General features: G+C 63.6%; 22 protein-coding genes. 14 read left to right on the top strand and 8 right to left on the bottom strand.

Translation table 11 applies throughout. The features are described from left to right. Nucleotides 1-26: 26 nt before the first annotated feature. A complete protein-coding gene (locus tag ACPJXG_RS16940) occupies nucleotides 27-236 on the bottom strand; it encodes a tetratricopeptide repeat protein (protein WP_425251759.1) in 210 nt (69 codons plus the stop codon). A gap of 70 nt (nucleotides 237-306) precedes the next feature. Next, complete coding sequence (locus ACPJXG_RS16935) at nucleotides 307-1293, bottom strand: zinc-dependent alcohol dehydrogenase family protein (RefSeq protein WP_425251758.1); 987 nt, start codon at nucleotides 1291-1293, stop codon at nucleotides 307-309. Between the two features lie 119 nt (nucleotides 1294-1412). Here ACPJXG_RS16935 and ACPJXG_RS16930 point away from each other — a divergent pair, with 119 nt between their 5' ends. From ACPJXG_RS16930 to ACPJXG_RS16920, 3 genes are all read left to right on the top strand, one after another. Next, a complete protein-coding gene (locus ACPJXG_RS16930) occupies nucleotides 1413-2333 on the top strand; it encodes a LysR substrate-binding domain-containing protein (protein ID WP_425251757.1) in 921 nt (306 codons plus the stop codon). Between the two features lie 54 nt (nucleotides 2334-2387). After that, nucleotides 2388-4478, top strand: a complete 2091-nt coding sequence (locus tag ACPJXG_RS16925) for a TonB-dependent siderophore receptor (RefSeq protein WP_425251756.1) — start codon at nucleotides 2388-2390, stop codon at nucleotides 4476-4478. 188 nt (nucleotides 4479-4666) lie between these two features. Beyond that, nucleotides 4667-5836: a DUF1624 domain-containing protein gene (locus tag ACPJXG_RS16920; protein ID WP_425251754.1), complete on the top strand. Its 1170-nt coding sequence runs from the start codon at nucleotides 4667-4669 to the stop codon at nucleotides 5834-5836. A gap of 6 nt (nucleotides 5837-5842) precedes the next feature. On the opposite strand, the gene ACPJXG_RS16915 is transcribed toward ACPJXG_RS16920, so the two are convergent. From ACPJXG_RS16915 to ACPJXG_RS16905, 3 genes are all read right to left on the bottom strand, one after another. Next, nucleotides 5843-7714, bottom strand: a complete 1872-nt coding sequence (locus ACPJXG_RS16915; RefSeq protein WP_425251753.1) for a hypothetical protein — start codon at nucleotides 7712-7714, stop codon at nucleotides 5843-5845. 108 nt (nucleotides 7715-7822) lie between these two features. Further along, entirely contained in the window at nucleotides 7823-8353 is a 531-nt protein-coding gene (locus ACPJXG_RS16910; RefSeq protein ID WP_099402357.1) for an isochorismatase family protein, read from the bottom strand. 69 nt (nucleotides 8354-8422) lie between these two features. Then, nucleotides 8423-9340 carry a LysR family transcriptional regulator gene (locus tag ACPJXG_RS16905; protein ID WP_099402356.1) on the bottom strand — a complete coding sequence of 306 codons (918 nt, stop codon included), beginning with the start codon at nucleotides 9338-9340 and terminating at the stop codon, nucleotides 8423-8425. Nucleotides 9341-9464: 124 nt separating this feature from the next. Here ACPJXG_RS16905 and ACPJXG_RS16900 point away from each other — a divergent pair, with 124 nt between their 5' ends. The 3 genes from ACPJXG_RS16900 (at nucleotide 9465) to mmsB (ending at nucleotide 13194) form a co-directional block, all read left to right on the top strand. After that, nucleotides 9465-10679, top strand: coding sequence for an ABC transporter substrate-binding protein (locus ACPJXG_RS16900; RefSeq protein ID WP_425251752.1), 1215 nt, complete (start codon nucleotides 9465-9467; stop codon nucleotides 10677-10679). 97 nt (nucleotides 10680-10776) lie between these two features. After that, nucleotides 10777-12291, top strand: coding sequence for a CoA-acylating methylmalonate-semialdehyde dehydrogenase (locus ACPJXG_RS16895; RefSeq protein ID WP_425251751.1), 1515 nt, complete (start codon nucleotides 10777-10779; stop codon nucleotides 12289-12291). A gap of 9 nt (nucleotides 12292-12300) precedes the next feature. After that, nucleotides 12301-13194, top strand: a complete 894-nt coding sequence (gene mmsB, locus ACPJXG_RS16890; RefSeq protein WP_425251750.1) for a 3-hydroxyisobutyrate dehydrogenase — start codon at nucleotides 12301-12303, stop codon at nucleotides 13192-13194. Here mmsB and ACPJXG_RS16885 read toward each other — a convergent pair. Continuing rightward, nucleotides 13191-13580, bottom strand: a complete 390-nt coding sequence (locus ACPJXG_RS16885) for a DUF1090 family protein (RefSeq protein WP_425251749.1) — start codon at nucleotides 13578-13580, stop codon at nucleotides 13191-13193. The genes mmsB and ACPJXG_RS16885 overlap by 4 nt on opposite strands. A gap of 134 nt (nucleotides 13581-13714) precedes the next feature. Between ACPJXG_RS16885 and ACPJXG_RS16880 the strand changes: the two genes are divergently transcribed. The 7 genes from ACPJXG_RS16880 (at nucleotide 13715) to ACPJXG_RS16850 (ending at nucleotide 20666) form a co-directional block, all read left to right on the top strand. After that, nucleotides 13715-14557 (top strand): tetratricopeptide repeat protein, encoded by an 843-nt coding sequence (locus ACPJXG_RS16880; RefSeq protein WP_176391014.1) that lies wholly within the window; start codon nucleotides 13715-13717, stop codon nucleotides 14555-14557. Continuing rightward, complete coding sequence (locus ACPJXG_RS16875) at nucleotides 14554-15555, top strand: tetratricopeptide repeat protein (protein ID WP_425251748.1); 1002 nt, start codon at nucleotides 14554-14556, stop codon at nucleotides 15553-15555. The genes ACPJXG_RS16880 and ACPJXG_RS16875 overlap by 4 nt, the downstream gene beginning before the upstream one ends. A 68-nt stretch (nucleotides 15556-15623) precedes the next feature. Then, nucleotides 15624-16838 carry an AGE family epimerase/isomerase gene (locus tag ACPJXG_RS16870; RefSeq protein ID WP_176391016.1) on the top strand — a complete coding sequence of 405 codons (1215 nt, stop codon included), beginning with the start codon at nucleotides 15624-15626 and terminating at the stop codon, nucleotides 16836-16838. Further along, on the top strand, nucleotides 16835-17758 hold the full coding sequence (locus tag ACPJXG_RS16865) for a carbohydrate kinase family protein (protein ID WP_425251747.1): 924 nt from the start codon (nucleotides 16835-16837) through the stop codon (nucleotides 17756-17758). Before ACPJXG_RS16870 ends, ACPJXG_RS16865 begins: the two co-directional genes overlap by 4 nt. Before the next feature lie 199 nt (nucleotides 17759-17957). Further along, on the top strand, nucleotides 17958-18410 hold the full coding sequence (locus tag ACPJXG_RS16860; RefSeq protein ID WP_425254757.1) for a hemerythrin domain-containing protein: 453 nt from the start codon (nucleotides 17958-17960) through the stop codon (nucleotides 18408-18410). Between the two features lie 123 nt (nucleotides 18411-18533). Beyond that, nucleotides 18534-18803 carry a PfkB family carbohydrate kinase gene (locus ACPJXG_RS16855; protein ID WP_425251746.1) on the top strand — a complete coding sequence of 90 codons (270 nt, stop codon included), beginning with the start codon at nucleotides 18534-18536 and terminating at the stop codon, nucleotides 18801-18803. Between the two features lie 222 nt (nucleotides 18804-19025). Continuing rightward, the gene (locus ACPJXG_RS16850) at nucleotides 19026-20666 is read left to right on the top strand and encodes a diguanylate cyclase domain-containing protein (protein WP_425251745.1); all 1641 of its coding nucleotides are present in this window, start codon (nucleotides 19026-19028) and stop codon (nucleotides 20664-20666) included. 51 nt (nucleotides 20667-20717) lie between these two features. Here ACPJXG_RS16850 and ACPJXG_RS16845 read toward each other — a convergent pair whose 3' ends face one another. Both ACPJXG_RS16845 and ACPJXG_RS16840 read right to left on the bottom strand, forming a co-directional pair. Next, nucleotides 20718-21806 carry a LacI family DNA-binding transcriptional regulator gene (locus ACPJXG_RS16845; RefSeq protein WP_425251744.1) on the bottom strand — a complete coding sequence of 363 codons (1089 nt, stop codon included), beginning with the start codon at nucleotides 21804-21806 and terminating at the stop codon, nucleotides 20718-20720. Beyond that, a complete protein-coding gene (locus ACPJXG_RS16840; RefSeq protein WP_035817879.1) occupies nucleotides 21790-23703 on the bottom strand; it encodes a glucokinase in 1914 nt (637 codons plus the stop codon). Before ACPJXG_RS16840 ends, ACPJXG_RS16845 begins: the two co-directional genes overlap by 17 nt. A 345-nt stretch (nucleotides 23704-24048) precedes the next feature. Here ACPJXG_RS16840 and ACPJXG_RS16835 point away from each other — a divergent pair, with 345 nt between their 5' ends. After that, complete coding sequence (locus ACPJXG_RS16835; RefSeq protein ID WP_425251743.1) at nucleotides 24049-25338, top strand: maltoporin; 1290 nt, start codon at nucleotides 24049-24051, stop codon at nucleotides 25336-25338. Nucleotides 25339-25484: the final 146 nt, after the last annotated feature.

Raw genomic sequence — 25484 nt, 5'->3', positions numbered from 1 at the left:
ACGCTCACGCCGGTGGTCCACGCAGCCTACGCTTCATCCAGCCGGCCCAGCTGGTGCAAGGCCTTGCCCAGCAGTTTCCAGGCGGCGGAATAGCCGGGCTGCTGCACGGTGGCTTGCGCCAGGTGCAGGGCGGCTTGCTCGGCGTCTTGGTCTTTCAGGCAAGCATCTCCCAGGCCAAAGCGCAGCAGGGCATTGTCGCGCCCCTGCGCCAGCAGTTTTTCCAGATTTTCACGCATGCCCGGCTCCTTAATATGCAAGTTAATGCTTGCATATTAACGCTTGAGCGCGCGGGAAACAAGCGGGCGTTCAATCCTGCACATCCACCACCAGCTTGCCACGCGCGCTGCCGTCCATCTGCGCCACATGCGCTTCGTGTGCCGTGCGCAGGGTAAAGCGGCGTGGATCGAGCCGCACCTGCAGCTTGCCCGCCTCGATCAGCTTGTTGGCTTCGCGCAGGATGGCGCCGTGGCGTGCATGATTTTCGCCGGTTAACAGGGGCAGCAGGGTGAACACGCCCGAGTACGTCGCCGCGCGCGCCGTCAGCGGGCTCAGGGCGAACGTGCCCCAGCCGAGGCAGCTGACGACATGGCCGCCGTAGAGGCGTGTCGCCCGGAAGCTGGCATCGAGGGTGGCGCCGCCCACCGTGTCGTAGACGATGTCGAAGCCGGCGCCGCCCGTGTGTTCGGCCACGTAGTCGTCCACCGTGCTGGTCCGGTAATCGATGAAGCGGGCGCCCAGCGCTTCGATGGCATCGCGGCTGGCCGCGCTGCCCGTGGCATACACTGTGGCGCCAAGGGCGACGGCGAGTTGCACGGCCATGTGGCCCACGCCGCCCACGCCTCCATGCACGAGCACGCTGTCGCCGGCCTTCACGTGGGCGCGGTCGACCAAGCCTTCCCAGGCCGTGATGAAGACGAGGGGCAGGGCGGCCGCTACACGCATGCTCAGCGCTGGCGGCACGGGCGCCAGCAGCGCTGCATCGAAGACGCCGTATTCGGCCAGCGAGCCCTGGACGCCGGCTATGCCGCCGGCCATGCCATAGACTGTTGTGCCAACGTGAAAAGTCGTCACGCCATCGCCGACGGCCGCCACCGTGCCGGCCACGTCGATGCCGAGGATGGCGGGCAGGCGGGGCCGGGCGTGCGGGGCGGCGCCGGCGGCGATTTTCGTGTCGAGCGGATTGACGCCGCTGGCGGCGATGCGCACGAGCACTTGCCCGGGGCCGGGCTGCGGCACGGGCAGGTTTTCGACGGTCATTAGGGCGGCAAAGCTGGTGAGGACGAGGGCTTGCATGGGGTTCTCCTGTGGTTGATGCCCCCAGTCTAGGCGGGGCCGGCACAAAGAAAAATGGGGCGTGGCCGCATGCACTATTTCGATATCGTGGATAATCATAGTCAAACAGGAGGGAATGCATGGACAGGCTGGAAGCGATGCAGGTGTTTTGCGCCGTGGTCGAGGCGGGCGGTTTCAGCAAGGCGGCGCAGCGCCTGGGCATCTCGACCTCGTCCGTGACGAACCAGGTGGCGGCGCTGGAAAAACACTTTGGCGTGCGCCTCTTGCAGCGCACCACGCGCAGCATGTCGCTGACGGCGGAAGGCCAGCACTGCCATGCGCAGGCGCGCCAGTTGCTGGCCGACATGGCGGCGCTGGAGTCCAGTCTTGAACAAGCTGCCGGGAAACCCTCGGGCAGCTTGCGCGTGGACATGCCCAGCAGCATCAGCCGCAATCTGGTGGCGCCCGCCTTGCCCCGCTTTATCGCCGCCTATCCCGACATCGCGCTGCGCCTGACCGTCAGCGACCGCCTGGTCGATATGGTGGAAGAGGGTATCGACGTGATGCTGCGCATCGGCGAACCGCAGGATTCGTCGCTGGTGGCGCGCAGCCTGCTGATCATGGATTATCTGTGCTGCGCCTCGCCCGCCTTTGTCGCCCGGCATGGCCTGCCGCGCACGCCGCAGGAGCTGGACCAGTTTGCCTGCCTGCATTTCGTGTATCCGAAAGCGCGCCAGGTGCGGCCCTGGCTGTTCCAGGCCGAGAAGGGAGAGGGGAGCGACGCGGCGTATGCGCACACGCCGCCGGCCGCCTTGTCCTTCGACCATATCGAATCGATGATCGCCGCCGCCCAGGCTGGCTGCGGCATCGTGCAGGCGCTGTCTGTTTCCGTGTTGCAGCCGCTGCGTGAAGGCAGCCTCGTGCCCGTGCTGCAAGCGTTCCGCACGCGGGGGCCGGATCTGTGGGCGCTGTTCCACCCGCGCCAGCTGCGCGCGGCGAAGGTGCAAGTGTTCGTGGAGTTTTTGGCACAGATTGTTGATGAAGGCTTTAATGAGAATTGATTATCAATTATAATGCAAGCCTATTGCATTGAATTATCCATAGTCAGGAATCCCATGTCCGTGTTTTACCGCCGCCCCGTGGCGCTTTTGCTGGCCGCCGCCAGCCCCTGGTCACTGGCAGTCGATGGTGCGCAGCCCGATGATGTCGTCACCGTCAAGGCCGAGCGCCAGCACTACCGCAGCCTGTCCGCCACGGGCGCCACCAAGACGGACGCATTGCTGATGGACTTGCCGCAAAGCGTGCGCGTGCTGACCGGCGACCTGCTGCGCGACGCGGGCGTGACGACCCTGGCTGGCGCCCTGGACCTGGCCAGCGGTATTGCAAAGCAAAGTCCGCTGGGCGGCCTGTGGGACAGCTACGCCATGCGCGGCTTCACGGGCGACCCGAATTTCGGTTCCGACTACATGGTCAACGGCTTCAGTTCCAGCCGCGGCTACAACGGCATGCGCGACGGTGGCAATACGCAGGCAGTGGAAGTGCTGAAAGGTCCCGCATCGGCCCTGTACGGCCGGGGCGAGCCGGGCGGCACGGTCAATATCACGACGAAAAAGCCGAAGTTCGCGCCTGAATACAGTGCCGATATGTCACTCGGCAGTTTCCAGACGCGCCGCGCCGCCGTCGATTTGACGGGACCCTTGAGCGACACCATCGCCTACCGCCTGAACGCCGCGCATGAAGAGGGGCACAGCTTCCGCGATACGGTGAAAGTCGAGCGCAGCCTGTTTTCTCCGTCCTTCCTCTGGCTGGTGGGCGAGCACACGACCGTGTCGTATGAAATCGAAGCAGTGCGGCAGCGCGCCCCGTTCGACCGCGGCGTCGTCGCCGTGAATGGCAAGCTGGGGGCGGTGCCCGTCTCGCGCTTCCTGGGTGAACCGGACGACGGCCCCATGACGGTCAAGTCGCTGGGGCAGCAACTGTTCATTCACCACGCGCTGTCCGATGACTGGACGGTGCAGGCGGGTGCGTCCTACCGCGACAGCGAATTGCGCGGTTATTCGACCGAGGCGAGCAAGCTGCTGGCCGATGGCCGCACCTTGAACCGCCAGCGCCGCCACCGCGATTTTTCGGCCACCGACGCGTCGGCACGCGTTGAAGTGCTGGGCAAGGTCAAAACGGGCGCGCTGGCGCACGAGGTGCTGGCCGGTGTCGACGCCTATCACTTCGACGACCACCGGGTGCAACTGCGCCGCAATCCCTCGGCCGCGAATGCCTATGCCATCGACATTTTCAATCCTGTGTATGGCGGCAAGGCCGCTCCGCTGGCCCTGTCCATCGACACGCAGGAAGGGCAAAGGGCGCGGGGACTGTATGCGCAGGACCAGGTCGACCTGGGCGCGCAATGGAAGGCGCTGGTCGGCGTGCGCCACGATACGTACACGCAGGACGTGACGAATAATCGCCTGAACGTGAGCAACCGCCAGTCGCTGTCGGCCACCAGTCCGCGCGCGGGCCTCGTCTACCAGCCGTCGCAGGCGTGGTCGCTGTATGCGAGCGCGGCCAAGGGCTTTCGGCCCAACAGCGGCATCAGCATCGCCAACCAGGCTTTCCCGGCCGAGCGCAGCCGCTCGTATGAGCTGGGCGCCAAGCTGGAAACGGGCAAGCTGACGGGCACCGTGGCTGTGTACGACATCCGCAAGAGCAATGTGCTGACGACCAATCCCGCCAACACGGACTTCGCCATCGCGGCGGGCGAGGTGGGCAGCCGTGGCCTGGAACTCGACGTGTCGGGCGAAGTGGTGCGCGGCTTGCGCGTCTCGGGCGCCTATGCCTACACCAACGCCACCGTTACGCGCGGCGACAATACGATCGTGACGGGCAGCCGTTTCGCCAACGTGCCGCGCCACAGCGCCAACCTGCTGGCCACGCAGCAATTCGCGCTGGGCGCGGGCACGGCCAGCGTGGGCGGCGGCCTGCAATACGTGGGCGAGCGCCTGGGCGACGTGGCCGTCAGCAGCAGCTTTACCCTGCCGGCCTATACGACGGCCAAGCTGCTGGCGTCTTATTCTCCCAACGCCAAACTGCGCCTGGCCCTGAACGTGGAAAACCTGTTCAACCGCAGCTACTATGCGAGTTCGTATAGCCAGCTGTGGGTGGCGCCGGGGGCGGAGCGTGCGGTGACGTTGAATGCGCATTACAGGTTTTGATGTGTTCATCCAGTTTTCCCGCTGGAATAAACAAACTTTACCTGCCGCGGTATTGTTTAGAACCAGCAGCATAAAGCCGGGGTCAGACCCGACGGGTCTGACCCCAGATTTTTGCCTGTGTTGCAAGTAACGTCAGCGAAACTCCAATGCACCAACACATAAACGCACCAATACATAGACATAAACTGATGACTGTTTCCACATCCCTAAATTCCCCCGCCACCCTGCGCACCCGCATCGCCGTCATCGACGTCATGCGCGGCCTCGTCATGCTGATCATGCTGTTCGACCATGTGCGCGAAACGTTCTTCCTGCACCACCAGGTGGGTGACCCGATGGATGCGGCCCACGTCGATCCTGCCCTGTTCTTCACGCGCCTGGCCGCTCACGTGTGCGCGCCCATGTTTGTCTTTTTGACGGGTCTGTCCGCCTGGCTGTACGCGCATCCGGCCGCCGGTCCGCGCAGCGCTACCGGTTTCCTGTTCAAGCGGGGCTTGCTGCTGGTCGTGCTGGAACTGGTCTTCGTCAACTTTGCCTGGATGGGTACTTTCACGCCGGCGATCCTGTATCTGCAGGTGATCTGGGTCATCGGCCTGGCCATGATGGCGCTGGCCGTGTTGCATAAACTCCCGTTGAAAGTGCTGCTTGTGCTGGGCGTGGCGATCATCGCGGGCCAGCATTTGTTTACCTGGCTGCACGCGGAAGAAGGCAGCCTTGGCTACTATCTGCTGACGCTGCTGCTGCAACGCGGTTATCTGGTGGCCGATGGCGCCATGAAAATCAAGGTCAGCTATCCGCTGCTGCCATGGATAGGCGTGATCGTGCTCGGCTATGCGGCCGGGCCCCTGTATGCGCGCGGGGTGTCCGCCGAAGGACGTCGGCACCTGCTGCTGGCACTGGGCGGTGGCAGTTTGCTGCTGCTGGCCGTGCTGCGCGGCTTCAATCTCTATGGCGAAACCCTGCCGTGGGTGGCCGGCGACACGGTCTTGCGCACGGCGATGAGCGTGCTGAACTTCACCAAGTACCCGCCATCGCTGGACTTTTTGCTGTTCACCCTGGGCCTGGGCTTGCTGGGCATGGCCTGGCTGGAAAGCGTCGATAACTGGTTTACGCGGGCCTGCGCCACCTTTGGCGGCGCGCCCATGTTTTACTATCTGCTGCACCTGTATCTGTTACTGCTCATCGGCACTACCTTGACGGCCGTGCTGGGCGCCAATCACGGCGCCCGCTATGGCGTCGAGCACATCTGGCAAGTCTGGCTGATTGCGCTGGCCCTGATGCCCGTGCTGTATTTCCCTTGCCGCGCGTTTGCCAATTACAAGCGCACGTCGAAGCAGGCGTGGGTGCGCTACTTCTAAGCTCGCCTACTTGCAGTAGAGGCGGTCAATGCTGTGCGCCGACGCCAGGTAATGCCGCGTCTGCCAACCGATGGCCACCCGGTAGGCGCACGGTGGATCGAGCGCCACGTTGACGGGGAAGCCGCCGTTGTTGCCCGATAAATGAGGCCCGCCCGCGCCGCCGCGGAACAGGTAATTGCTCGGTGGTGGCGGTGGGGTGAATGTGGCGGCCGGCAGCGGTGGCGGCGGGTGCGTGATGCCGTTGTTGTTGGAAATCGTGATATTGAAAAAGCGCAGATGCGGGTGATCGATCGTGTACAGGATATGCACGAGGCCGCCCGCGATGGGATTGCAGGCATTGCTGCGCAGCTCTTCCAAGTCCAGCGCCACGATCACGGGCGAGTTGTCGAAGACGATGGAATCGAGCCCGTCCGTGGCCACCAGCGCCAGGCTGATGCCGTCGCGCACCTCGAAGCCCAGGCGGTAGCGGCGTATCGGTTCGCTCTCGGCCGCGCTCAGGCTGCGGCCCGCGTCGAGGATGGGCAAGCCGCCCGGCAACTTGGCCGGGTGCAGGCTGGTGATGGCTGGCGTATTCACGGTCAGCAAGTCAAACGTGCGCAGGAAGATGTTGGGCGCCACGTTGACGACGGCCGTGGTGCCGTCGCGCATGTCCACGGTGACGGGCTTGCCGTCCACCCGTATCCAGCCGCCCGGTTTCAAGTCGCCCGCGTCGATGATGACGGGCGCCGAATCGCCGAGACCCAAGCCGTTCGTATAAAACACATAGCCGACGTGCGTGCCGATGATTTGCGTCAACGGCGCCAGGCTAGCGGGCGCGACTGAAGGGATGGCTGCCGGGTCGTCGCTGCCGCCTGGCCAGGTCCATTCGCCGATGAGAAAGCGGTATTCAAGCGGGTTGGCGGGAATGGCGCTGTTGCGCAGCGGGCAATTGCCCTTCAGTGTGGCGCCGCCGGCGAACACATACGAGGCGCCGGGGCCGCCCGCATAGCCTTGCGGGGAAAAGCCGGCCAGCGAGGGGAACGGGTGGATGTCGAAGATTTCCACTTGCTGCCAGTGGGGCACGCCTTCCACGTCGGGCGGCAAGACTTCCTTCGAGCACAATTCCACGCAGAAACAGTGACCCACGTTTTCGCGGCCCGGCTGGCGGCCGTTGGCCTGCGTTTCCGACAGAATCGTCACGCTGCCCAGCTGCGCCGTGAAATACACGTCGGGGCCGCTGGCGAACTCCACGTTGATGAACGGAGAGAAGGGCGTCAAGGTGAAGTCCGACGTCAGGTAATCGATGCGGAAGCGCCCGCTGGCGTCCGTGACGGCCTGGCCCAGCGCGTCGTCCTGCAGCCAGTCGGCGTCGAAGGCCCGCACTGTTGCTCCAGCGATCGGCGCGTGGGGAGCGTCGCAGGTGCGCAATCGGCCGCAGATGGTCCAGGCGCCGAAGCGGGCGCGCACCAGGCACCAGAAGCGTTGCGGCAGGCAATAGTCCCAGATGGCGAGGAAGTCGTTCTCTACCTGGCGCCAGCGGGGCTGGATGGTGGTGATGGAAAACTGCAGCGGCACGGGGTCTTTCGGCCCCGGTTTCAATTGCGGCACGGTAGGGCACAGGACGTCGACTTCGACGGCCTCGCCCTGATAATCGTCGTCCAAAGTGAAACTGTAATTGCCGTCGTCATCCGTGCGTGCTTCGGCTAGCAGGAAAGGCGCCTTCGCCTGCACCTCTTCATCCGTGAGGATGGCGAAGGTTTCCTTGGCGCTGGCCATGGCCAGCGCCGTGACGTTTTGCGACTCGCGCGGCCGGTACAGGCGCACGATGACGTGGGATAAGGCTTCAGGACACTCGGCACAGATCAAGCCGCACAGCTTGCCCCGCAGGATGTAGGCCATGATGGCTCCCTTGCTGATGTGGACGGCGCGCCGCTCGGAATGGCGGCGCTGTTACCAAGCTAGCAAATGAATGGCCGATGGACTTGATCTGGATTAAAGGCGGGCCAGCTATTTAATCAGTGCCAGCACTTCGCGGAAACGCGGATGCTTGCAGTCGCGCAGCCACTCGAAGGCCAGCATCTCCACCGTCACCAGATGCGCACCGAGCTTGCCCAGGCGGGCCAGCGCCGCGTCGCGGCTGGCGGCCTGGCGCGAACCGACGGCATCGATGGCGATGATGACCTCGTACCCCAGCTGCAGCAGGCCGATGGCCGTCTGCAGCATGCACACATGGGCTTCGCAACCGGTGACGACGATCTGTCTGCGCCCGGCGGGCAGCATCTCCTGCAAGCCATCGTAACAGGCGCCGAAATGCGTCTTGTGCAAGGTCCGTTCGCACAGGGCGGCGATCTCTTCCACGTTCGGCCCCAGTCCCTGGCGGTTTTGTTCCGTGCCCAGCACGGGCACGTCGAGCAGGCGGGCGATCTTTGCCAGGCGCAGGTTTTGCGCCAGCACCAGACCGGCATCGTGGATGGCCGGCATCAAGCGGCCTTGCAGGTCGACAATGACCAGCACAGCCTGGTTCGCATCCATCAGCATGGCGTTCTCCTTATCAGCATGGCGTTCTCCTTTTAGTATGTGGCGACAGTGTAGCGCGCCGCAGCGTGCTCAAGCTGGCCAGCTGGGCACGGCTGTTTCGCCCATCAGATAGGCGTGATTCAAATCGATGGCGCTGCGCAGGTAGTTCCACAGGGCGCTGACCCTGGCGATGTTGCGCCGCTCGCTCGGTGAAATCATCCAGAAGGCGCGCAGCAGGTCGATCTCGCCATCGAGCACGGGTACCAGTTCGTTCGACTGCTGCGCCACGAAGCAGGGCAAAATTGCCAGCGCCTGGCCCGCGCGCGCCGCGTGGTACTGGGCGATCACGCTGGTGCTGCGAAAGGCGCGCAGGGAATCGGGCGCCACGTTGTCCATGTAGCGCAGTTCCGAACTGAAGACCAGATCGTCCACATAGCCGATGATCGGGTGCTGCGCCAGTTGCGCCACGCTGGTGATCGGTGCGTGGCGCGCCAGGTAGGCCGGCGTGGCGTACAGTTTCAGCCGGTAGTCGGACAGCTTCGTCACCACGTACGGGCCGGACAGGGGGCGCTCGATGGAAATGGCCACGTCCGCCTCGCGCTTGGACAGGCTGACGAAGCGGGGCACGGCGATCAGGTCCACGCTGATGTGCGGGTAGCGGCCGCAAAACTGCGCCAGGTGGGGCGCCAGCACGATGGCGCCGAAGCCCTCGGTGGCGCCCAGGCGCACCTGGCCCGACAGCAGCCGGTTATGTTCGCCCAGTTCTTCGGTGGCGGCAAACACCGTGCTTTCCATGGTTTCCGCGTATTCCATCAGGCGGTGGCCTTCGGGCGTCAGCTGGTAGCCCACGTAGTTGCGGTCGAACAGCTGCGTGCCCACCTGCTCCTCGAACTTGCGCATGCGCCGCGACACGGTGGAATGGTCGATGCCCAGCTTTTTCGCCGCATCGACGAGGCCGGCGCTGCGCGTCAGTTCCAGGAAGACCCGTACATTGTCCCAATCGAGCATGGCTGATCCTCTCTGTGCATTTTTGCAAAGGAATTATGCATTAATTTCACTTGAGCGCATATTTTTACACATGCAGAATGCAGATATACATATAAGAAAAACCCTCACCCCTCAGGAGACACGCATGAAAAAAACCGTTCTGGCCATGGGCGCGCTGGCGCTCACCCTGTCCTTTGGCGCGCAGGCGCAGATTTCCGATGGCGTCGTCAAGGTCGGCATCCTGACCGACATGTCCGGCCCGTATTCGGCCATGGGCGGGCGCGGCTCCGTCGTCGCCAGCCAGATGGCCGTCGAGGATTGTTTAAAAGCCGAATGCAAGGGCATGAAGATCGAAATCGTCTCGGCCGACCATTTGAACAAGGCCGACATCGCCGCCTCCAAGGCACGCGAATGGATAGACCGCGACAAGGTCGACGCCATCGCCGATCTGACCAATTCCTCGGTGGCCCTGTCCGTGCAAAAGCTGATGAAAGAGAAGGGCGGCATCGCCATGTTCAGCGGCCCGGCCACGGGACGGTTGACCAATGAAGACTGCTCGCCGAACGGCTTCCACTGGATGTTCGATACCTATTCGCAGGCGGCCGGCACGGCGGCGGCGCTGACGAAACTGGGTCAGAAATCGTGGTACTTCGTCACCGTCGATTACGCGTTCGGCCACTCGCTGGAAAAAGACGCCAGCGACGTCGTCAAGCGCAATGGCGGCACGGTGCTGGGCGCCGTGCGCCATCCGCTCAACGCGTCCGATTTCTCGTCCTTCCTGGTGCAGGCGCAAGGCTCGAAAGCGCAGGTGATCGGCCTGGCCAATGGCGGCGCAGACGTGGTCTCGGCCATCAAGCAGGCGCGCGAATTTCGCATCGGCAGCGGCAAGGACCAGCGCCTGGCCGCCTTGCTCGTGTTCCTTTCCGACGTGCACGCGCTGGGGCTGGAAACGGCACAGGGCCTCGTCTATGCGGACGGTTTTTACTGGGATTACGACGACCGCAGCCGCGCGTTCGCCAAGCGTTTCGAGGCGCTCAACAAGGGCGCCAAGCCGACCATGGTGCAGGCGGGCGTGTATTCCAGTGTCTACCACTACCTGAAATCGGTGGCGGCGGCCAAAAGCGACGATTCGAAAATCGTCGCCCAGAAAATGCGCGAACTGCCGATCAAGGACGCCGTCATGAACAACGCCTCCATCCGCCCCGACGGCCGCGTCATCCACGACATGTATCTGGTGCAGGTGAAAACCCCGGCAGAATCGAAAGGCGCGTGGGATTACCTGAAAGTGCTGTCGACCATCCCTGCCGACCAGGCGTTCAAGACTATGGATGCGGCGGCGTGCAACCTCGTTAAAAAATAATTTTCACCCCTAACGGCGAAAAAGCTGGGGTCGGACCCTCAGGGTCCGACCCCGGAATCTGCTCTTGGGGTAACTGATCAATCACGGAGCCAAACAAATGAACCAAGCCCTCACCCAAATCCCAGCCATCCCCCTGCACATCGCCGGCAAGCACCATGCGTCGACCAGCACGGAATGGCGCGACGTCATCAACCCCGCCACGCAGGAAATCGTCGCCAAGGTGCCGTTTTCCACGCCCGACGAAGTCAACCTGGCCGTCGCCACGGCCAAGGACGCCTTTAAAACCTGGCGGAATACCCCGCTGGCCGCGCGCATGCGCATCATGCTCAAGTACCAGCACCTGATCCGCGAAAACATCGGTACTTTGGCCGAACTGATCACGCGCGAACACGGCAAGACCTTGCCCGACGCGGAAGGGGAGGTGATGCGCGGCCTGGAAGTGGTGGAACACGCGTGCTCGATCGCCACCCTGCAGCTGGGCGAGATCGCGGAAAACGCGGCCACCGGCGTCGATGTCTACAATATCTACCAGCCGCTGGGCGTGGGCGCCGGCATCACGGCCTTCAACTTCCCCGTCATGCTGCCATGCTTCATGTTCCCGATCGCCATCGCCTGCGGCAATACGTTTGTGCTGAAACCGTCGGAGCAAGACCCGTCCTCGTCGATGTACCTGGTCGAACTGATGTACCAGGCGGGCTTGCCGGCCGGCGTGCTGAACGTCGTGCACGGCGGCGCCGACGTCGTCAACATGCTGTGCGACCATCCCGACATCAAGGCCGTGTCCTTCATCGGTTCCACCCACGTGGGCACGCATGTGTACCGCCGCGCCAGCGAATCGGGCAAGCGCGCGCAATCGATGATGGGCGCGAAAAACCATTGCGTCGTGCTGGCCGACGCCAACAAGGAGCAGGCGATCAATAACCTGATCGGTGCGGCGTTCGGCGCGGCCGGCCAGCGCTGCATGGCCAATTCCGTCGTGGTGCTGGTGGGCGAGGCCCGCTCCTGGCTGCCGGAAATCGTCGCCCGTTCGCAAGCGCTGAAAGTGGGGCCGGGCAGCGACCGCACGGCCGACCTGGGGCCGATGGTCTCCAAAGCGGCCATGCAGCGGGCGGAAAAACTGATACAGGCGGGCGTGGACGAAGGCGCGCAGCTGCTGCTTGATGGCCGTGGCCACAAGGTGGCTGGCTACGAGGGCGGCAACTTCATGGGCCCGACGATTTTCTCGAAGGTGGCCGCATCGAACGCCGTCTACACGCAGGAAATCTTCGGCCCCGCCATGTGCGTGGTCGAGACGGACACGCTGGACCAGGCCATCGCCTTCATCAACGCCAACCCGAACGGCAACGGCACCTCGATCTTCACGTCGTCCGGCTGGGCTGGGCGCAAGTTCCAGAACGAGATCGACGTGGGCCAGGTGGGCATCAACGTGGCCATCCCCGTGCCTGTCGCCTATTTCAGCTTCACGGGTTCGCGCGCGTCGAAACTGGGCGATCTGGGCCCGAACGGCAAGCAAGCCTTGTACTTCTGGACGCAGACCAAGACCGTCACGGCGCGCTGGTTCGCCCCGGACGATGGCGGCAGCGGCGTCAATACCACCATCTCGATGAAATAAGGGGCTGCCATGGCGACCAATATCGTTTTCATCGGCCTGGGGAACATGGGCTTGCCCATGGCGCAAAACCTCGTGCGGGCCGGCCATGCCGTGACGGGTTTTGACCTGGTGCCGGCCAGCGTGCGGCAGTTCGCCGATGGCGGCGGCCTGGTGTCCGACGACCAGGCGGCGGCGATCCAGGCGGCCGACATCGTCATCACCATGCTGCCGGCCAGCCGCCACGTGCTGGGAGCCTATCTTGGCGACACGGGCATCCTGGCGCAGGCGCGGCCCGGCACCTTGCTGATCGACTGTTCGACGATTTCCACCGAGGCGGCGCGCCAGGTGGGCCGCGCGGCCGAGGAAAAGGGCATGCCCATGCTGGACGCGCCCGTTTCCGGCGGCACGGCGGGCGCCACCAACGGCACCCTGACCTTCATGGTGGGCGGCGAAGAATCCGCGCTGGCGGCGGCGCGGCCTTATCTGGACGTCATGGGCAAGGCGGTTTTCCACGCGGGCGGCTCGGGCTGCGGCCAGACGGTCAAGATCTGCAACAACATGCTGCTGGGGATTTTGATGATCGGCACCAGCGAAGCGATCCGCCTGGGCGTGGCCAATGGCCTGGACCCGAAGGTGGTGTCGGACGTGATGGCGAAAAGCTCGGGTCGCAACTGGACCCTGGACGTGTACAACCCGTGTCCCGGCGTGGCCGAAAACGTGCCCGCATCGCGCGGCTATACGGGCGGCTTTGGCGTCGATTTGATGCTGAAAGACCTGGGGCTGGCCGTGGAAAGCGCGCTGGCCAGCGGAGCGAGTGTGCCGCTGGGCGCCTTGTCGCGCAATTTATACAGTTTGCACAGCAAGGCGGGATCTGGCGCGCTGGACTTTTCCAGCATCTACCAAATGCTGGGCGACAAAGCCTAAGGCTGCTGCGCCTGCAGGGCGGCCAGTTCCGCCCTGGCTTTTTCCAGCTTACCTTCCAGCTTGGCGATCTTCTTCGGCTGTTTATTCGCTTCCTGGGCCAGGCGCAGCGAACGCTCCGTCTGGTTGACCTTCGCCTGCGCCTTCAGCACCTTCTTGTTGTGGCGTTCGACCAGGGTGTTGTCGCGGCAGTGAGCGTTGACTTCGTCGAGCGCGCGCGTGAGGCCAGCGACCTTGTCGGACAGGCCCTGTTCCTGCGCCTGGTGCAATTCGCTGCGGATGCTTTCGCGCTTGGCGGCGCAGCCGGCCAGCTGGGTGTCTGCGGCGCTGGCGCCCACGGAGGCCGCGGCGAGCAGCAGGGTCAAGGCGGTGGTGGCGAGGCGGTTCATGGCGTTCCTGTATAAGTGATAAGCTCGTGCAATGTAAGCCCGCCGGGATGCCCTGTCAAACTTCGCCTGCAGTGCGCGCCTGTCTGGCCGGCCATCGGCTACCATGCGTGTTTTCTTCCTCCCGATACCACCGCATGCCCAAGAAATTACTCTGTCTGCTGCCTTTTCTGCTGCCGCTGCCCGTCCTGGCGCAAACTTCGCCCACCTTGCTCGATCTGCAGCTGCTCGCCATCAAGGCACGGGCCGATGTGACTACCCATAGCCCGGAAAGCATCGCTGAATTTGCCGAGACCCGGCGGCTGGCGGAAACGGGCGACGTGGAGGCGCAGCTGGACCTGGCGCGCATGCTGCAGCTGGGCGTGGGCGCGCCGCAAGATATGGCGCAGTCGATGGCCTGGATACGCAAGTCGGCCGAGGGCGGCTATGCGCCGGCGCAAGCGGCTTTGGGCCTGGCCTATTCTGTCGGTGGCAAGGTGCCCGTCGATCGCGTGCAGGGTGAATACTGGCTGCGCAAGGGCGCGGCGCAGGGCGACGCACAGGCGCAAACCATCCTGGCGCTGGAATTCATCGATGGCGACAGCAGTGCCGAAGAGCAGGCGCTGGCCATCACCTGGCTGAAGGCGGCGGCGAACGAGCAGCACTTTGTGCCGGCCTACAATGCGCTGGGCGAGCACCTGATGCGCGCCGCCACCGATGAGCAGGACCGCGGCGAGGCTTTCCACTGGTTTGACCGATCAGCGCGTGAAAAGGAGCCGGCCGGCATGCGCAACCTGGCCCGCGCACATGAACTGGGCCTGGGCGTGAAACAGTCCGACAAGCTGGCCCTGCTCTGGTACGAACGGGCGGGATGGAGCGGCGACGTGCCCGCCATGCGGCGCATGGTCGACGTGTACGTCAACGGCGAACTGGGACAGCAGGCGAATGCCGAAGACGCCGCCGAATGGCGCGGCAAATTGGCTGAAAAGGAAAACAAATGAAGACCATGTTGTTCATCTTGAGCCTTGCGTTGGCGCAGCCCGTCTTGGCGCAACAGGCGTCCGCCAAAGCACCGCGCCAGCATCCGGCGCTGGTGGAATTCGATATGTCCGGCCAGGACGCCATGCGCGCAAAGGTGCAGGCCGTGATCAACCGCCCGGCCGACCTGTCGCCGGACAAGGTCGTCGCCTTCGACAAGGCGCGGCTGGCGGCGCAAGCGGGAGATAGCGCCGCGCAGCTGGAGCTGGCGCAGATGCTGCACCAGGGCGAAGGCACGCCGCGTGACCTTGACGCCGGCCTGGCGTGGCTGCGGAAATCGGCCGAAGGCGGCTACGGCCCGGCGCAGGCTTTCCTGGGTGTGGCCTATACCCTGGGCCAGGGCATGGCCATCGACCGCAAGCTGGGCGAATTCTGGTCGCGTAAGGGCGCCGCGCAAGGCGTGGAACTGGCCAATTTCACCGTGGCCCAGCACTTTGAAAACATCCACAGCAGCCCGGAAGAACAGGCGCATGCGCTGCACTGGCTGAAGTTCTATGCCGAGAAAGGCTTCATTCCCGCCTACAATGAAATCGGCTACCGACTAATGATGACGGCCAAGGACGAGGCGCAGCGCAAGGAGGCGTTCGGCTGGTACATGAAGTCGGCCAAGGCGCTCGATCCGTCCGGCTTGAACAATGTCGCGTATTCATATGAAGTGGGGCAGGGCGTGCCGCGGAGCGACGAAGCTGCCCTGGGCTGGTACGAGATGGCGGCCATCGCCAAAAGCCCGCCGGGCCAGACGGGTTTCGCGCGGCTGCTGGAGCAGGGCCGCGGCGGGCCGACCCGGCAAGGGCCGGCTCCTGAGCCGTTCGAGTTGTATCTGCTGGCGGCAAAGCAGGGCGACGTGGAGGCCATCGAACGGCTGGTCAAGGTGTACGACAAGGGCGAGCTGGGACAGGCTGCCGACCCCGCGCAGGCCGCACTGTGGCGCGAAAAGCTCAGGCTGGCCAAGACTCCCTGAGGGGGCATGACGGCGCGGAAACGGCATGCTATCATCATTGTTATCGATAACAATATCATGAGAGACCGATGAATCCCGATTTCCGCTCCAAGGCGATGCTCGAAGCGCATATCCTGCACACGATGCACTTTTATCACCCGCGCGCCATTGACCCCAGCGGCGGCTTTTATCACTTCTTCCTCGACGATGGCACGGTGTACGACGCCAGCACGCGCCACCTGGTCAGCAGCACGCGCTTCATCTTCAATTACGCCATGGCGTACCGCCGTTTCGGCGGCGACGAATACCAGGCGGCCGTGCGCCACGGCGTGGCCTTCTTGCGCGACGCGCACCGCGACCCGGCCACGGGCGGCTACGCCTGGCAACTGTCGTGGAAAGATGGCGTCAAGCAGGTGGAAGACGGCGCCAACCACTGCTACGGCCTCGCTTTCGTGCTGCTGGCGTATGCCCACGCCTTGCAGGCGGGCTTGCCGGAAGCGCGCGCCTATCTGGACGAAACGTTTGAGCTGATGGAGCAGCGTTTCTGGCTGCCCGAACACGGCCTGTACGCGGATGTGGCCAGCGCCGACTGGTCTACTTTGGATGGTTACCGTGGCCAGAACGCCAACATGCATGCGTGCGAAGCGATGCTGGCCGCGTTCGAAGCGACGGGCGAGGCACGCTATCTGCACCGCGCCGAGACGCTGGCGCACAACATCACGGTGCGCCAGGCGGGCCTGGCAAACGGCATGATCTGGGAACACTACACGCCCGATTGGGCCATCGACTGGGATTACAACCTGCACGACAAGAGCAATATCTTCCGTCCGTGGGGCTACCAGCCCGGCCACTTCACGGAATGGGCCAAGCTGCTGCTGATCATGGAGCGCCATTCACAATTCATGGCCGGTCCGTCGGACTGGCTGCTGCCGCGCGCGCGCGAACTGTACGACACGGCCCTGGCCAAGGCCTGGGATGGCGCGCATGGCGGCATCCATTACGGCTTCGGCCCGCAAGATGAAATCTGCGACGGCGACAAATACTTCTGGGTGCAGGCGGAAAGCTTCGCCGCGGCCGCCGTGCTGGCCGCGCGCACCGGGGACGAGGCCTACTGGCAAAGCTATGACAAGATCTGGGACTACAGCTGGCAGCACTTCGTCGACCATGAACACGGTGCCTGGTACCGCATTCTGACGCCCGAGAATGGCAAGATCAGCAAGGAGAAAAGCCCGGCCGGCAAGACCGATTACCACACCATGGGCGCCTGCCATGAAGTGCTGAACGTGATTGGCGGTGCCGCATGAACGCCACCTCTTTTCCAACTTTTGTATCGGCCGGCGAAGCGCTGACGGACATGCTGCGCACGGGCGCGGATTCCTGGAGCAGCCAGGTGGGCGGCTCGACCTGGAATGTGGCGCGCGTGATGGCACGCCTGGGCGTGCCCAGCGCCTTTGCGGGCGCCGTCAGCCTCGACGTCTTTGGCGACGCGCTGGCCGCTGCCACCGACGTGGCGGGCCTGGACATGCGCTTTTTGCAGCGCCATGCGAAGTCGCCGCTGCTGGCCATCGTGCATGAACTGCATCCGCCCACGTATTACTTCATCGGCGACGACAGCGCCGACCTGCATTTCGACGCGGCGCGCTTGCCGGCCGGCTGGATGCAGGGCGCGCAATGGGTGCATTTCGGCGGCATCAGCCTGGCGCGCGAACCGCTGGCGGGCAAGCTGGTGGCGCTGGCGCAGGAACTCAAGGCGGCTGGCGTGAAGATCAGCTACGACCCGAATTTCCGCATCATGATGGATGAACGCTACGACGCCACCCTGCGCCGCATGACGCAGCTGGCCGACGTGATCAAGGTGTCCGATGAAGACCTGGCGGGCCTGTTCCGCCACGACGACATCGATGGCGCGTTTGCCATGCTGCGCAGCTGGAATCCGCACGCCACGTATTTATATACGCGCGGCGCGCAGGGCGCGGCCCTGTACCAGGGCGAGCAAACATGGCAGGCGGCGCCGCCCGTCATCGAGGTGGTCGACTCGGTGGGGGCGGGCGACGCCAGCATCGGCGGCCTGCTGTACAGCCTGATGTACCGGCCTGACGCCGATGGCGGCCAGCACTTGCGCTTTGCCGTCGCGGCGGGCGCGGGCGCCTGCCTGGCGGCCGGCGGCGCGCCACCTTCGGTGGAACTGGTGGAATCGCTGGAGGCGCGCACGGTCGTCAGTTAAGTCCGACCAGGCGTGATCTGCATCAACAAGGTAGGCACCTTTACGTTCGGCCTACCTTGTCGTAAGCCATGCTCCTACATGGCTATCACAGGGTGCTGTCTAGAATGGGGACTTCATGTGTACAACTGGAGACAACATCATGGCCACCCAATCACCTCAGGCAGCTTCCGTTTCCCAAACACAGGCAGGCATGCCGGACATGGACGCGATCGAGCTGCTGACGCAAGACCATCAAACCGCGAAAGAACTGTTCGAGCAGTATGAGGCCCTCAGCGACCGTTCGCTGGCCAGCAAGCGCAAGCTGGCCCTGAAGATCTGTGAGGAACTGAGCAAGCATGCGATGGTGGAAGAAGAAATTTTCTATCCCGCCGTGCGCGATGCCAGCCGCTCGAATGAAGACTTGATCGACGAAGCCGTCGTCGAGCACGCATCGGCCAAGGAATTGATCGCGCAAATCGTTGCCATGGCGCCGGGCGAAGACTTGTACGACGCCAAGGTCAAGGTTTTGTCCGAGCAAATCGATCACCACGTGCTGGAAGAGGAGGGCGAGATTTTCCCGCGCGCGCGCGACGCGGAACTCGACCTGCAAGCCATGGCCAGCCAGATCGCGGCGCGCAAGGCGGAAATTGCGTTGCCGGACATGCAGGCTTGAACGCCATGGCCGTGCGCTCACTTCGTGATCGGCCTGTGCTCCATTGAAGCGCAGGCCCCCGTCGGCCCCATTCCATCAAGGAACTCAATGCGGCTGGCGTCAAGATCAGCTACAACGATAACGATGGCGCGTTTGCCACCTTGCGCAGCAGGAATCTGCAATCGACGTATTTATATACGCGCGGCGCTGTACCGGGGCGAGCAAACATGGCAGGCGGCGCCGCCCGTCATCGAGGTGGTCGACTCGGTGGGGGCGGGCGACGCCAGCATCGGCGGCTGGCTGTCCAGCCTGATGTCCCGGCCAGAGGCCGATGGGGGCCAGCACTTGCGTTTCGCCGTCGGTGCAATTGGTGGAATCGTTGCTGGAGCGCACTATATTGTGATGGCGTGGTAGCTTGTGCGTATTCAGCGGCGCCAGGGCGCCCTTCTTGCAAGAATAGGTGTAAGATTTGCTCTCTCGCCATGTCAAGAGCCTGTCTTGGGAACGGTATTCATCTGCAGGGATAGGCGCCAGGTCATCCGCTGACCAATATGCCATTCTCCCAGTGCCATGCATGGCGCCACCTGGCCGGATCCGTGTGCTTTACAGAGCATGGGCGCTGAGAAGGAAGGCCGCATGCATAAAATCTGGAAATTTTTCAATCCCAGGAGCTTCAAATTCAAGATGACGGTGCTCGTGGGCGTGCTGGTGCTGTGCGCGACGGGCTCTGTTGCGCTCACATCGCTGTCTGTCGCGCAAGGGCAGATGGTATCCGTCATCGGCAATCAGCAATATGCCTTGCTGACCAGTGCGGCGGCATATATCGACGAAGACTTGAATGCGAAGAAAGCACTGCTCAAGGTGCTGGCGGAAGGGCTATCCGCGGATGTGGTTGAACATCCGCAGCGGATGCAGGCATTTATTGAAAAGCATCCAACCCTGCGCGAGGAATTTTTCAATCTCGTCGCCTTTGATGCTACGGGGAAATTAATTGCCAGCATGAATGACCGGCGCGTGGTCGGCAAGCTCAATTTCGCCGCGCGGGAATATTTTATCGATACCGTGAAACTCAGGGAAGGCGTGATATCGCGTCCATTCAAGAGCCAGCTGTCGGGCAAGCCCATTGTGCTGGTCACCGAACCGATCTATGACGAAGCCGGCAAATTGCTGTATGTGATCGCTGGCGGTATCAATTTGCAAAGCCCGACATTTTTTGGCCAATGGGAGCAGCTCAAGCCGGGCAAAAGCGGTTATCTGTTCATGTTGACCGACGACGGCACGATACTCCACCATCCGGACGCGGCGCGCGTCCTGAAGCGGGTGAGTGAGGAGAAGGGTGGGGCTACGCCTTCCACCTTGGCCGCATTGCGTGGATTCGACGGCTGGACGCAGGGTAAAACCAAGCTGGGCGTGCAGGCCATTCTCACGTACAAGCATTTGCATGCGGCCGATTGGATCATCGGTGCCGTCTACCCTGAAAGCGAGGCATTCACACCGATCACCGATATCTATGCCCAAGTCATGATTGCTTCGTCATGCGTCGCCTTGCTGGCCAGTTGTGCCGGCTGGCTGGCGGTGATGCTGCTCTTGCGTCCCTTGGGCGATCTGGGCCGGCATGTGGCGAGCATACGCTCCGGCCATGCTGATATTGCGGTGTTTGATATCGCCCGCAAAGACGAGTTCGGAAAACTGAGCCGTGCATTCTACGCGCTGTCGCTGCAGAGGGAAGCCGCGGAGAGCAATCTCGCCGCTCTGGCGCGTACTGACATGCTGACCGGCCTGCACAACAGGCGCATGTTTGACGAGGCGCTGGCCGCGGCATTGACGCGCGCCCGGCGCGCTGGTACGGGCCTGGCGCTGGCCTATCTGGATATCGATTATTTTAAAAAAATAAATGATACCTATGGGCATGGCATCGGCGACCTGGTGTTGATTGAATTTGCCCAACGGCTCAAAGCTTGCGTCCGGGCCTCGGACACGGTAGCGCGCCTTGCAGGCGACGAGTTTGTCATCATTTTTGAACAACTGAGTGATCAGTCCGAGCTCGCGATACTGGGCAAGAAAATCGTGCAAGAGATGGTCGTGCACTTTGATTGCGGCGGTATCGGTCTGCATGTCAGCACCAGTGTCGGCTTGGCGTTCAGCGCCGAGGGCGATACGACGGCAGGGACATTGTTGACGGCAGCCGATACTGCGCTCTACCAGGCAAAAAACGCTGGCCGCAACGGTTATGCCATCACCTCCATCGGCAGCCAAGCCTTGACCGAGGCGGTGTAGGGCCGGGCGCGCCGGCAAGGCGAATGGCTGGCATCACCGGTTCTGGCAGCGTCAAGGCCTGCGCTGGCCCTTTGCCGCCGGCGGCGCATACCTGTCCGACGATGCCCGCTCGACCAGGGTAAATTCCATCAGGCGATGCGTGGCCGGTGCGGGTTCTCCTGCGCGGCGCTGGCGTATCTCGTCGATGACGAGATTGACGGCGGCGCGCGCCATGTCGGCGATGGGCTGGTGGATGGTGGTCAGCTCGGGCCAGACGGTGGTGGCGACGGGCGTGTCGTCGAAGCCGCACACGCTCAATTCCGCCGGCACCTGCAAGCCCATGCCGTGCGCCACGGCCAGGGTGGCGGCGGCCATGTCGTCGTTGCTGGCGAAGATGGCGCTCGGGTGCGGTGCTTGCGCCAGCAGCTGGCGCGCCGCGTCGAGTCCCGAGCGATACGTAAAGTAGCCTTGCGCCACCCTGTGCGGCGCTACCTGCAAGCCCGCTTCCCGCATGGCGTCCTCGAAGGCCTGGCGGCGCAGCAGGGCGGGCGTGTGCGCCGGGTCGCCTTCGATGAAGCCGATGTCGCGGTGGCCCAGTGCGATCAAATGGCGCGTCATGGCCAGCGCCCCTTCGTAGTCGTCGATGCGCACGGCCGAGACGCCGGGCGAGGGGCGCGCCGTGGCCACGGCGATGGCGGGGATGCCCATCTGGTTCAGCTGCGCCAGCACTTCTGGCGAATCGCACAGGGGCGGCGGCACGAGGATGCCGTCCACGCCGGCCGCCACCAGGCAATCGATGCCGGCGCGCTGACTGTTGATGTCTTCGCAGCGTTCGAGCAGCAACTGGCCGCCGCCCTGGCGGCATTGATCCATGGCGCCGACGAGGAATTCGCTGAGAAAGGCGGCGCTGGGGTTGCTGTACAACAGACCGATGCGCAGGGTGCCCGTGCGGGCCGCCCTGGCCGCCAGGTTGGGCTGGTAGCGCAGGCTGGCGATCGCCGCCTCGACCTTGTCGCGCGTGGCCGCGCTGACGCTGGTGCGTCCGTTGATCACGCGCGATACCGTCATGGCCGAGACGCCGGCCACGCGCGCCACGTCATGCACGGTGGCGCCGCTGGCGGTATCAAGGGCGGCGTGCGCCGCCTTATTCGAGGTGGCCACCGAATTTCAGCTTGCCGCTGATGCGCATGCCGTGCAATTGACCCTCTTCCAGTTCGGCGGCGCTGGTGCGCTGCGCCGTGTCGCGCCGCGCCAGTCCCACCGACAGGATATCGAGCATCATCAGCTGCAGCAGGCGCACGATCATGGGCACGAAATTGAGATTGCCTTCCGGGTGGTTCAGGGTCAGCAGCACGTCGGCCAGCTTGGCCAGCGGCGAACCGCTGGCCGTAATGGCCAGCACGCGCGCGCCGCAACCTTGCGCCACCTTGACGGTGCGCAGCAGGTCGGGCAGGGCGCCCGAGCGGGAAATGACCAGCGCCACGTCGCCCGGTTTCAGCATGGCGGCGCTCATTTCCTGCGCCTGCGGGTCGGCAAAGAAGCTGCTGACGATGCCCAGGTTGAGCAGCTTGTGCTGCATGTCGTCGGCCACCACGCGGGCGCTGCCCACGGCCAGCAGTTCCACGCGCTGCGCGCCGCGCAGCAGCTCGATGGCGGCCGTCAGCGCTTTCACGTCGAGCATGTCGCGCATGGCCAGCGCGGCCGAAGCGTTATTGCCCAGTACCTTGCGTGCCAGTTCCGCGTCGGAATCCGAGATCTCCACATGGCAGTGCGCCACGGTGATGGCGCCGCCCGTCAGTCCCGACGCCAGCTTGAGTTTGAAGTCGGCCAGGCCCTGCACGCCGACCGAGCGGCAAAAGCGCATGACGGTCGGCTGGCTGACGCCAACCCGCTGGGCAATTTCGGCGATCGGCAGCGTGAGCATGGCGTTCGGCTCTTTCAAGACCCAGTCGGCCACCTTGCATTCCGATGGGCTCATGCGGCCGCGCGCCTGGCGCACGGATTCGAGCATGGGCGCGCCGGTATGGGCACGTTTGAGCTTTTGCGCCAGGATGGCGGCGATGCCGAGGAAAGTGGGCAGTTCGGCCGTGATCAGGAAGGTGGGGATCTGCGCCAGGTATTCGTTCAGGCGGCCCTTTTGCTCGAAGCGGGCGCGGAACTGCGACTGTTCGAACAGGGGCCCGAGGCGCGGCACGATGCCCCCGCCTATATAGATGCCGCCCAGCGCGCCCAGGGTCATGGCCACGTTGCCGGCGATGGAGCCGAGGATGGCGCAGAAGCAGTCCACCGCTTCGAGGCATACGTCGCATTCATTGTTCAGCGCGCGGCTGGTGATGTCGGCCGCCAGCAGCGGCGGCGCATCGGGCATGCCGGCGCGCTCGGACAGGGCGCGGTAGATCAGTTCCAGCCCGCGTCCGGAGGCGAGGCGTTCGGCCGAGACGTGCGACAGTTCGCGCCAGGCGAAGGACAGCACGTCCATCTCGCGCTGGTCGCACGGGGCGAAACTGACGTGGCCCCCTTCGCTGCCCAGCGCGATCCAGCGGTCTTCGGCGGGGATCATGCCCGACACGCCCAGGCCCGTGCCCGAGCCGAGCAGGCCGATGACGCTGTCGGCGCGCGCCATGCCGCCGCCGATCTGCAGGCGCTGGTCGGGCCGCAGGTAGGGCAGGGCCATGGCCAGCGCCGTGAAGTCGTTTACCACCAGCAGGGTGTCGAGGCCCAGCGTGGCGCGCATGGCTTCGATCGAGAAGAACCAGTGATGGTTCATCATGCGGATATTGTCGTCGTCGATGGGATTGGCGATGGCGATGGCCGCATGGCGCACGCGCGCCGAACCGGCGGCGCGCGCCTCGCTGCTGTCCATATAGGCGGTGATGGCGTCGAGCAGCGATGCGTAGTCGTCGCAGGGCAGCACGGCCACCGCTTCCAGGTGGCCCTGGCGCGTTTCGAGCACGAAGCGGGCGTTGGTGCCGCCGATGTCGGCCAGCAGGCGCGGCCCTTCACTGAAGCGCTCCGCCGGATCGCTGCCTGCTACTTCCATTTTTTCATCAATTTTCATGGCGGTGCCTAGTCTCGTATGCGTGCGCTGTCTTGGCGGCGCACTGTCGTTATGGCAAAAACCAAGGATTTTAATTCGTATACGTGCCGCGTGCCGAAAAATGCGGGGCGCCTGCGCAAATGCTTGCCCGCAGTGCTGGAAACGGATGGCGCCAGCGGGAAAAACAGGGCAGTCAACTCGCCTGTCGGTACGCAAATAAAGTGTCGCAGAGTAGTCGTAGGATTACAACATAATATGTTGATATTTGTTCGTAGTATAGTTACTATGTCTCTGCTGGAAAGAATTCTGGCCAGTACATTCGGCCACGAATGACTAGATAAAAAATAACTACTGAGGAGACTTACCATGCTGCATCGCAACATGTTGAAGGCCGTGTTGAAGACACTGCCGGCTGCCATCGTCTTAGCCATCGCCAGCGGTTCCGCTGCCGCCGATCCAATGTACCCATCCGACGCCGAAGGCTTCCACGGCTACCTGCGCGCTGGCGCCGGCAGCAATACCTCGGGCGACGGCGGTTCGCAAGGCTGCTTCGGCCTGGGTGGCAATACCATGAAATACCGTCTGGGCAATGAGTGCGACGCCTACACGGAATTCGGCTACACCAAGTCCGTTGCCCAGTCCGGCGGCGTGAACTATCTGGCCACCGTCTGGGTCAACGCCTACGCGCCAAACTCGGATTTCGGCAGCAACAAGCTGGGCATCGTCAAGGCCTATGTCGAAGCGCAGGGACTCGATTTCCTGAACGGCGGCACGGCCTGGATCGGTAAACGCTTCTACTACCGTCCTGACATCCACATGCTGGACTTGCAGTACATCAACATGAACGGCACGGGCGCCGGCCTGGACCGCATTCCTGCTGGCCCGGGTAAATTCTCGTACGCCTTCTTCAAGGACAACGATGTCAACAAGCGTGACGATAACGGCGCCATCCTCGGCACCACCTCGGCCGTGCGCCAGAACTTCATCTACGGTGAAATTCCCGTCAATGAAAACGGCACCCTGGATCTGGCCGCGACCTACATCATCGGCGAAGGCAAGGACAACGACTTCTACGGCAAGAAGCATAACGGCTGGCAGTTGTCGGCATTCCACCGCCAGGCGAAAGTGTTCGGCGGCGGCAATACCTTCGGCGTGCAGTACGGCGTCGGCCCTGGCACCGGCACGGGCGCGCAGTTCGGCGCTTCGGGCGACACCACTTTCGGTTCGGACGTGAAACGCACGCGCATCTTCAATGACATGGCGATCCAGCCGATGGCCAACTTCGGCATGGAATTCGTCGCCCTGTGGCAAAAAGACGAATCGAACGCCAACGGTTCCTCGACCTGGACCTCGGTCGGCGTGCGTCCCGTGTATGCATTCACCAACAACTTCAAGCTTGTGGGCGAACTGGGCACGGATCGCGTGACGCAATCGGGCGGCCAGCCAGCCAAGCGTTTGACCAAGCTGACCATCGCCCCGACGATCTCGGCCGGTCCTGGCCTGTGGTCGCGTCCTGAACTGCGCGCTTTTGTTACCTACGGCAAATGGAACGATGCGGCCACCGCCTCGGTCAACGCGTCGAACAACGGCGGCCCGATCTACAACAACAATACCAGCGGCACTTCGTACGGCTTCCAAGTCGAAACCTGGTTCTAAACACCGAACCAAACCTGCTGCGCGGCGCGCTTTGCGGCCTGCGATGCTCACCGTGCTCCAGCACGGCTGCGCTTCTCGGCCACAAATCACTGCCGCTCGCGACGGTTTTGTTCAGTGTTGATGTTTGTAAGTGCAGATCAACCTGG

Source organism: Janthinobacterium sp. NFX145 (genome assembly GCF_049810325.1).
Classification (GTDB): Bacteria; Pseudomonadota; Gammaproteobacteria; order Burkholderiales; family Burkholderiaceae_D; genus Janthinobacterium; species Janthinobacterium rivuli.
This window is presented reverse-complemented; position numbering and strand designations above follow the sequence as displayed.